This is a genomic window from Streptomyces eurythermus, assembly GCF_014649115.1.
Classification (GTDB): Bacteria; Actinomycetota; Actinomycetes; order Streptomycetales; family Streptomycetaceae; genus Streptomyces; species Streptomyces eurythermus.
In genome coordinates, this window is sequence record NZ_BMSK01000004.1 from 514,812 (window position 1) to 523,693 (window position 8,882).

An 8,882-nucleotide genomic window follows, 5' to 3' on the forward strand; every position below is an offset into this window, starting at 1 on the left:
CTGCGGCGTCAGACGGCGAGCTGGTCATTGCGCTTCAGCCAGCGGAAGTAGAAGGAGGTGAAGACGGTGAGGATCGACAGCAGCAGCACGCCGTAGGCGGCGGACTGGGCGAAGTCGCGCGGTTGCTGGCCGAAGCCCAGCTGGTAGGCCCAGGTGACGAGGATCTGGGCGTCCGGGGCGGAGTTCTTGCCGAACAGCAGGAAGATGATGACGAACTGGTTGAAGGTCCAGATGATGCCGAGCAGGACCACGGTGGAGCTGACCGCGCGCAGTCCGGGCAGGGTGACGTGGCGGAAGCGCTGCCAGGCGCTGGCACCGTCCATCTCGGCGGCCTCGTAGAGCGTGGAGTCGATGGACTGCAGCCCGCCGAGCAGCGAGAGCATCATGAACGGCACACCGCACCAGGTGTTCACCATGATCGCGGCGAACCGCTGCCAGAAGGTGTCCTCCAGCCACGCCGGCTGGGGCAGGTGGAGGGCGCCGAGGAGCTGGTTGAGCGCGCCGGAGTCGGCGAGCATGATCCGCCAGGAGAAGACGGTGACGAAGGTCGGCACGGCCCAGGGCAGGACGAGCAGCAGCCGGTAGACGGTGCGGCCGCGCAGCTTCTGGTGCAGCATGAGCGCGAGGCCGAGCCCCAGGGCGTAGTGCAGGGCGACGCAGGCGGCCGTCCAGAAGACGGTCCACAGGAAGTGCGACCAGAACCGGTCGTAGGCCGTCGGGCCGAACAGGATGTCCTGGTAGTTGTCCAGGCCGATGAACTCGTAGGTGGCGTCGATGTGGTTGACGCCGATCGTCCGCGCCGAGTTGAGGCTGTTGGCGTCGGTGAGGGTGAGGTAGAAGCCGCGCGCCAGCGGGTAGCCGACGAGGACGCCGAGCACGATGACCACCGGGGCGATCATCGCGTAGGCGTACCAGTACTTCTGGAAGCCGTTCTTGACGCGCTGCCCCAGCCCGGGACGAGGCGCGCGGTCACCGCGGCGCTTGCCGGTGGCGCGGTCGATGGCGACTGTCATGGTTCGACACCTTCAAAGGATCAGGGGGGTGGGCTGGGCGCAGGGTGGTGGCCGCCGGGCTCCTCCCCCGCGTGCGGCGGGAGCGGCCGGCGGCCACCGGAGCTCACTTGCCGAAGCCGTCCACCAGCTTGGAGATGGCCAGCTCGGCGTTGTCCAGGCCCTTGTCCAGCGACTCCTTGCCGCCGGCGACCTTGGCCAGCTCGGTGTCGAGCGGGACCCACAGGGAGCTGTACTCGGGCAGGGCCGGGCGGGGCTGGGCGGCGGCCAGGACGCCCTGGTAGCCGGCGATGCCCGGGTCGGCCTTGACCTTCGCGGTGTAGGCGTCGGAGCGGGTGGGCAGGGTGGAGTTCTGCACGGCGACGGTCTCCTGCGCCTGGGCGGAGGTCATGAAGTTCACGAACTTCAGGGCCGCCGCCTGGTGGGCCTTGTCCGAGCCGGCGTAGACCGACAGGTTGTGGCCGCCGGTCGGGGCGCCCGCCTTGCCGGCGGAGCCGGCCGGGACGGTGGCGATGCCCAGGTTCTTCTTGTCCTTGAAGGCGCTGCCCTTGTAGAAGTTCGTGATCTCCCAGGGGCCCTGGATGATCGCGGCGACCTTGCCGTTGACGAACGCGTCCTGGATGTGGGCGTAGGCGTCGGCGGTGGCGTCGGCCTTGTGCAGGCCCTTGCCGGAGAACAGGCTCTGCCAGGTGCCGTAGGCCTTCTGCGCGGCGGGCGAGTTCACGGTGATCTTCTTGGCGGCGGCGTCGACGGTGTCGGTGCCCTCGCCGTAGAGGAAGGGCTGGGCGTAGTAGGCCTGGGTGGAGCCCCAGTAGCCGTCGGCCCCGGTCTTGTCCTTGATCTTCGCGGCGGCGGCCCTCAGCTCGTCCCAGGTCTTCGGGGCCTCGGTGATGCCGGCCTTCTCGAACAGGGCCTTGTTGTAGACCAGCGCGAGGGTGTCGGTGACCAGCGGCACGCCGTAGGTCTTGCCCTCGTACTGGGCCTGCTTGATCAGGCTCGGCTGGAACTTCGCCTGGTCGGCGAGGGCCTCGGTGCCGTCCAGCGGCAGGAAGAAGCCCTTCTTGGCGAAGGCCGGGGTCCAGCCGACCTCGGAGCGCAGCACGTCCGGGGCGCCGGTGGCGCCGGCCGCGGTGTCGAACTTGTTCTGCGCCTGGTCGAAGGGCACGTTGACGTACTTGACCTTGATGTCCTTGTGCGCGGCCTCGAACTGCTCGACCAGGGCCCGGTAGGTCGGGGCCTCGTTGGTGGCGTTGGAGGTGTCCCACCAGGTGATGGTGACCGGGCCGTCCGACTTCCCGCTGTCGCTGTCGCTCCCGCCGCACGCCGTCGCCGTCAGGGCGAGGGACGCCACCAGCGCGGAGGCCGCTATGCCACGCCGCATGAGTTCTCCTTGAGGGTTAAAGCCCGAGTGGTACAGGGGGCGGTGCCGTCCGCCCCTTGCGACTTGCCGACTGCGCCGTTGCCGCGGCCGGGCGACAGGGAACGTAACAGCCATGTAAGCGCTGCGAAAGACCTTGCAGAAAAAAAGTGCAAGGGAACACGATGGTTACCCCGTCGTGACCGTTCGGGCCGATGGACACGTGTGCAAGACTCTGCAAGCTCTTGCCACCATGATTCGAGGGAGCCGCGATGAGGCAGCAACCCACTGCGGGGCGGCCGGCCGTCCGCGCCCGGCGTCCGGCCGGTGTGCAAGGGCGGAGCCGACCGGTACAGTCCAGTGGCGTGACCACACGGCTTGCCGACATCGCTGCGCAGGCGGGGGTGAGCGAAGCGACCGTCAGCCGGGTCCTCAACGGAAAACCGGGCGTCGCCGCCACCACCCGCCAGTCCGTGCTCGCCGCCCTGGACGTCCTGGGCTACGAGCGCCCGGTACGGCTGCGGCAGCGCAGCGAGGGTCTGGTCGGGCTGATCACGCCCGAACTGGAGAACCCGATATTCCCGGCCCTGGCGCAGGTCATCGGCCAGGCGCTGACCCGCCAGGGCTACACCCCGGTGCTCGCCACGCAGACCCCCGGCGGCTCCACCGAGGACGAGCTGACCGAGATGCTGGTGGACCGCGGGGTCGCCGGGATCATCTACGTCTCCGGACTGCACGCCGACACCACCGCCGACATGCAGCGCTATGAGCGGCTGCGCGCGCAGGGCGTGCCGTTCGTGCTGGTGGACGGGTTCTCGCCGCAGGTGCAGGCGCCGTTCATCTCCCCCGACGACCGGGCGGCGATGACGCTCGCGGTGACCCACCTGGTGTCCCTCGGGCACACCCGGATCGGGCTCGCCCTCGGGCCCAAGCGGTTCGTGCCGGTGCAGCGCAAGATCGAGGGCTTCGTACGGGCCGTGCAGGACCAGCTGGGGCTCGCCGCGCAGACCGTGGAGAGCGAGCTGGTCCAGCACTCGCTGTACACGCTGGAGGGCGGCCAGGCCGCGGCGGCGGCGCTGATCGAGCGGGGCTGTACGGCGGTGGTCTGCGCCAGCGACATGATGGCGCTGGGCGCGATACGCACGGCCCGGCAGCGGGGGCTGGAGGTCCCCCGGGACGTGTCGGTGGTCGGCTTCGACGACTCCCCGCTGATCGCCTTCACCGACCCGCCGCTGACCACGGTCCGCAAGCCGGTCCCGGCGATGGGACAGGCGGCGGTGCGCACGCTGCTGGAAGAGATCGGCGGGACCCCGGCGCCGCACAGCGAGTTCGTGTTCATGCCGGAACTGGTGGTGCGGGGCTCGACCGCCTCGGCTCCGCACGGTTCGCGCGCCACGTAGGCCGCGGCTCGCCGCGCGGGCCGCGGGGCCCGTGCCCGGCCCAGAAGGTGCGCGGCGGAGCCGAGCTTGGGATGATCGGCCGGGTAAACAACCTTTTCTGGCAGACTCTGTGACCATGAGTGACTCGACCGTGACAGAGCCGGACGGTCGCGAGGAGACGGCCGCTCCGCGGGCCGTCACGGGCGAGAACAGGCCGGGCCGGCCGCGACGGCCGCGCCCGCGCCGGCCCCGGCTGTGGTTCGAGATCCTTCTGGTCGCGGTGAGTTACTGGACGTACTCGCTGGTGCGCAACGCCGTACCGGAGCAGCGGGACGCGGCGCTGCGCAACGCGGACTGGATCTGGCGGTTCGAGCACGCGATCGGCGTCGGCGTGGAGCAGACGGTCAACCACGCCGCCAACTCGGTGTCTTGGCTCATCATCGGGATGAACTACTACTACGCGACACTGCACTTCATCATCACGCTCGGGGTGCTGGTGTGGCTGTACCGGTGGCATCCCGGCCGGTACGCGGCGACCCGGCTGGTGCTGTTCGCGACCACCGGTGTGGCCCTGCTCGGTTACTACCTGTTCCCGCTCGCGCCCCCTCGGTTGATGCGCGGCGGGCACTTCGTGGACACCGTGATGGTGCACCACACCTGGGGTTCGATGGCCTCCGGCGACCTCAAGCACATGTCCAACCAGTACGCGGCGATGCCGTCCATGCACATCGGGTGGTCGCTGTGGTGCGGGCTGACGGTGTGCGCGCTGGCGTCGGTGCCGTGGGCGCGGGTGCTGGGGCTGCTGTACCCGGCGCTGACCCTCGTGGTGATCGTCGCCACGGCCAACCACTTCTGGCTGGACGCGGTGGGCGGGGTGCTCTGCCTCGCCTTCGGCTTCGCGGCGGCCCGCCTCTGCTACGGCAGCCTGCCGTACGCGCTGCCGCGGCTGGTCCCCACGCCCGCGCGGCGGGCGTGGGGGTCGGCGCCGTCCGTGTAGGGCGCGGGAGGCGGCGCGGCGCCGTCCGTGCGGAGCGTGGGGGGGGGCCGGCGCCGTCCGTGCGGAGCGTGGGGGGGGCCGGCGCCGTCCGTGCGGAGCGTGGGGGCGCCGGCCTTCCGTCAGTCCCCGTAGAACAGGTCCTCCACCACCGTGCGGGCCCGGCGGGTGGTGCGGCGGTAGGCGTCCAGCATGTCTCCGGCGTGGCCGGCGCCGTAGCCGAGGTAGCGGCCCACCGCGGCCAGCTCGCGCGGCTCGGTGGGAAAGGTGTCCCCGGCCCGGCCGCGCACCAGCATCACCGCGTTGCGCACCCGGCTCGCCAGCACCCACGCCTCGTCCAGGATCTCCGCGTCCTCGGCGGACAGCAGGCCGGCCGCGCGGGCGGCGGCCAGCGCCTCGCGGGTGCGGGTGGTGCGCAGGCCCGGCTCGTGGTGGGCGTGGCGGAGCTGGAGCAGCTGGACCGTCCACTCCACGTCCGACAGGCCGCCGGGGCCCAGCTTGGTGTGCAGCTTGGGGTCGGCGCCGCGCGGCAGCCGCTCGGACTCCATCCGCGCCTTCAGCCTGCGGATCTCGCGCACCGCGTCCTCACCGAGGCCCTTGGCCGGGTAGCGCAGCGGGTCGATCAGCTCGACGAAACGCCGGCCCAGGTCGGGATCGCCGGCCACCGGCTCCGCCCGCAGCAGCGCCTGTGACTCCCACACCAGGGACCAGCGGCGGTAGTACGCCTCGTACGACTTCAGGGTGCGCACCAGCGGCCCCGACTTGCCCTCCGGGCGCAGGTCGGCGTCGATGAGCAGCGGCGGATCGGCGCTGGGCAGCTGGAGCAGCCGGCGCATCTCGGCGACGACCCGGTTGGCGGCGGCCGCCGCCTCCTGCTCGGCCACGCCCTCCCTCGGCTCGTGCACGAACAGCACGTCGGCGTCGGAGCCGTAGCCCAGCTCGTGCCCGCCGAAGCGGCCCATGCCGATCACCGCGAACCGGGTGGGCAGGGTGTCGCCCCAGCCCTCCCGGACGACCGCGCGCAGGGTGCCGGCCAGGGTGGCCTTGGTGAGGTCGGAGACGGCCGCGCCGACCCGGTCCACCAGGGCGCCCTGGTCCGCCTCGGCGGGGCTGGTCTCGGTGCCGTAGGAGCCGACGATGTCGGCGGCGGCGGTGCGGAACAGCTCGCGGCGGCGGACGCCACGGGCCGCCGTGACGCCCTGTGCGGCATTCTCGGCGCGGCCCACGGCCGCCATGATCTCCTGCTCCAGCGCGGCGCGCCGCCGGGGGGCAAGGCCGCCGCCGACGCCGTCACCGAGCAGGGCGACCGCCTCCGGGGCGCGCATCAGCAGATCGGGGGCGAGGCGGCCCGCCGACAGCACGCGGGCCAGGTTCTCCGCCGCGGCGCCCTCGTCGCGCAGCAGCCGCAGGTACCAGGGGGTCTTGCCGAGCGCGTCGGAGACCTTGCGGAAGTTCAGCAGGCCGGCGTCCGGGTCGGCGGAGTCGGCGAACCAGCCGAGCAGCACGGGCAGCAGGGTGCGCTGGATGGCCGCCTTGCGGGTCACGCCGGAGGCCAGGGCCTCCAGGTGGCGCAGGGCGGCGGCCGGGTCGGCGTAGCCGAGGGCGATGAGGCGTTCACGCGCCGCCTCCGCGCTCAACCTCGCCTCGCCCGGCGCGAGTTGGGCGACCGCGTCGAGCAGCGGGCGGTAGAACAGCTTCTCGTGCAGGCGGCGTACGACCGTGCTGTGCCGCTTCCACTCGCGGGTCAGCCCGGCCACCGGGTCGGTGCGCAGGCCCAGCGAGCGGCCGAGGCGGCGCAGGTCGGCCTCCGCCTCCGGGACGAGGTGGGTGCGGCGCAGGCGGTACAGCTGGATGCGGTGCTCCATGGAGCGCAGGAAGCGGTACGCCTCGTCCAGCCGGGCCGCGTCCTCGCGGCCCACGTAGCCGCCGGCGGCCAAGGCCCGCAGGGCGTCCAGGGTGGTGCCGCTGCGCAGGGCGGGGTCGGTGCGGCCGTGCACCAGCTGGAGGAGCTGGACGGCGAACTCCACGTCGCGCAGGCCGCCCGGGCCGAGTTTGAGTTCCCGGTCGATCTCGGCGGCGGGGATGTTCTCCACCACGCGGCGGCGCATCTTCTGCACGTCCGGTACGAAGTTCTCCCGCTCGGCCGCCTTCCACACGAGGGGGTGCAGCGCGTCCAGGTACGCCTGGCCGAGCGCCGGGTCGCCGGCCACCGGGCGGGCCTTGAGGAGGGCCTGGAACTCCCAGGTCTTCGCCCAGCGTTGGTAGTAGGCGACGTGGCTGCTGAGGGTGCGCACGAGGGGGCCGTTGCGGCCCTCGGGGCGGAGGTTGGCGTCCACCGGCCAGATGGAGCCCTCCACGGTCGTCTCGGAGCAGATCCGCATCAGGTGGGAGGCGAGTCTCGTCGCCGACCGGAGGGCCTGGGGCTCCGGGGTGCCCTCCGTCGGTTCCGCCACGAAGATCACGTCGACGTCGGAGACGTAGTTCAGTTCGTGGCCGCCGCACTTGCCCATCGCGATCACCGCGAGGCGGCAGGCGGCGGCGTCCTCGGGGGCCGCGGTCTCCGCGAGGGACAGGGCCGCGCGGAGGGTGGCGGTGGCCAGGTCGGCGAGTTCGCCGGCGGTCTCGGCGACGTCCGTGGTGCCGCAGACGTCGCGGGCGGCGATGGAGAGCAGGCAGCGGCGGTAGGCGACGCGGAGGGTGACCGGGTCGGTGGCCTCGGCCAGGCCGCGTTCGAACTCCGTGACGCCCGGGTGGAGGTCGTGCGGTTCGTACGTGACCAGGGCGTGCCAGTCGGTGGGGTGGCGGGTGAGGTGGTCGGCGAGGGCGGCGGAGGCGCCGAGGATGCCGAGGAGGCGGTCGCGGAGGGGTTTGGCCGCGACGAGGGTGTCCAGCAGTTCGCGGTGGGCGGTGGGGGTGGGCTGGGCCTCCAGGAGACGGACCAGGCCGTGCAGGGCGAGGTCGGGGTCGGCGGTGGCGCCCAGGGCCTCGAGGAGGACGGGGTCGTCGCGGACGGTGGTCAGTTCGGGGCCGTCCAGGAGGCGTTCGGCCGCGGAGGGGTCGGTGAAGCCGTGTCGGAGCAGACGGGTGAAGGTGCTGCTTCTGCGCCCCGGCGTCATGTCCGTGGTCTCCTCTGGTGTGTGTGGCGTCCTGGCCCGAGCGTAACCGGCGGGGGGTGGGGGGCTCGGGTTGTGGGGCTGTGCATCGTCGTTCGGGCGGGGTGCCTGCGGCGGGCTGTGCGGATGCCTGCGGCGGGCTGTGCGGGTGCTTGCGGCGGCCTGTGCATCGTCGTTCGGGCGGGATGCCTGCGGCGGCCTGTGCGGGTGCGTCGTGGTTGCGGTCGCGCCCACTGTCGTGTGGGGGTCGGGGCCGCGGCGGGCAGTGTCCGTCCTCGGTCCGGCGCCCTGTCTCTCGTGCGTTGCCGGACTTCTCGCCGGCCGCTGCGGGCGGACACAACCCGCCACGTCCCCTTCCCGCCGTACGCGGGTGCGGGATCGCGGCGCCTCCCCGACCCCCTCCCGCCACGCTTGGCCTCGGGTTCGCGTCCCCTCCCCGTCCCCGGCCAGCAGTGAGCGGGCGCGGGATCGCCTCGCCTCCCCGGCCCCGGCCCGCCGCACACGGGTGCAGGGCCGCGATGCCTCCCCATCCCCCGTCCGCCGTGCTTGGCCTCGGGTTCGCGTCCCCTCCCTGCCCCAGGCCCGCCGTACGCAGGTGCGGGGCCATGGCGCCTCCCCATGCCCGGCCCGCCGCACGCGGGCGGGACCGCGGCGCCTCCCCCGCCCCCTCCCGCCGCGCTCGGCCCCGGGTTCGCGTCCCCTCCCTGCCCCCAGCCCGCCGCACGCGGGCGCGGGGCCACGGCGCCTCCCCATCCCCGGCCCGCCGTGCTTGTCCTCGGGTTCGCGTCCCCTCCCTGCCCCCGGCCCGCCGCACGCAGGTGCGGGGCCACGGCGCCTCCCCATCCCCGGCCCGCCGTGCGCGGGCGCGGGATCGCGTCCCCTCCCTACCCCCGGCTCGCCGCACGCGGGCGCGGGATCGCGACGCCTCCCCGGCCCCCTCCCGCCGCGCTCGGCCCCGGCTTCGCGTCCCCTCCCTGCCCCCGGCCCGCCGCACGCGGGCGCGGGGCCACGGCGCCTCCCCATCCCCCG

At 73.2% G+C, this 8,882-nt stretch carries 5 protein-coding genes; 2 read left to right on the forward strand and 3 right to left on the reverse strand.

The features are described from left to right. Window positions 1-8 precede the first annotated feature (8 nt). Window positions 9-1,013, reverse strand: a complete 1,005-nt coding sequence (locus IE251_RS10210) for a carbohydrate ABC transporter permease (RefSeq protein ID WP_189752571.1) — start codon at window positions 1,011-1,013, stop codon at window positions 9-11. A gap of 103 nt (window positions 1,014-1,116) precedes the next feature. Further along, a complete protein-coding gene (locus IE251_RS10215) occupies window positions 1,117-2,391 on the reverse strand; it encodes an extracellular solute-binding protein (protein ID WP_189752572.1) in 1,275 nt (424 codons plus the stop codon). Between the two features lie 341 nt (window positions 2,392-2,732). Between IE251_RS10215 and IE251_RS10220 the strand changes: the two genes are divergently transcribed. Then, window positions 2,733-3,767 (forward strand): LacI family DNA-binding transcriptional regulator, encoded by a 1,035-nt coding sequence (locus IE251_RS10220; RefSeq protein WP_189752573.1) that lies wholly within the window; start codon window positions 2,733-2,735, stop codon window positions 3,765-3,767. 115 nt (window positions 3,768-3,882) lie between these two features. Then, a complete protein-coding gene (locus tag IE251_RS10225; RefSeq protein ID WP_189752574.1) occupies window positions 3,883-4,743 on the forward strand; it encodes a phosphatase PAP2 family protein in 861 nt (286 codons plus the stop codon). Between the two features lie 119 nt (window positions 4,744-4,862). Here IE251_RS10225 and IE251_RS10230 read toward each other — a convergent pair whose 3' ends face one another. Next, window positions 4,863-7,856 (reverse strand): bifunctional [glutamine synthetase] adenylyltransferase/[glutamine synthetase]-adenylyl-L-tyrosine phosphorylase, encoded by a 2,994-nt coding sequence (locus tag IE251_RS10230; RefSeq protein WP_189752575.1) that lies wholly within the window; start codon window positions 7,854-7,856, stop codon window positions 4,863-4,865. Window positions 7,857-8,882 lie beyond the last annotated feature (1,026 nt).

Coding starts and splice junctions, on each gene's coding strand:
- IE251_RS10210 (WP_189752571.1), bottom strand. CDS start 1,013: ATGACAGTCGCCATCGACCGCGCCACCGGCAAGCGCCGCGGTGACCGC.
- IE251_RS10215 (WP_189752572.1), bottom strand. CDS start 2,391: ATGCGGCGTGGCATAGCGGCCTCCGCGCTGGTGGCGTCCCTCGCCCTG.
- IE251_RS10225 (WP_189752574.1), top strand. CDS start 3,883: ATGAGTGACTCGACCGTGACAGAGCCGGACGGTCGCGAGGAGACGGCC.
- IE251_RS10230 (WP_189752575.1), bottom strand. CDS start 7,856: ATGACGCCGGGGCGCAGAAGCAGCACCTTCACCCGTCTGCTCCGACAC.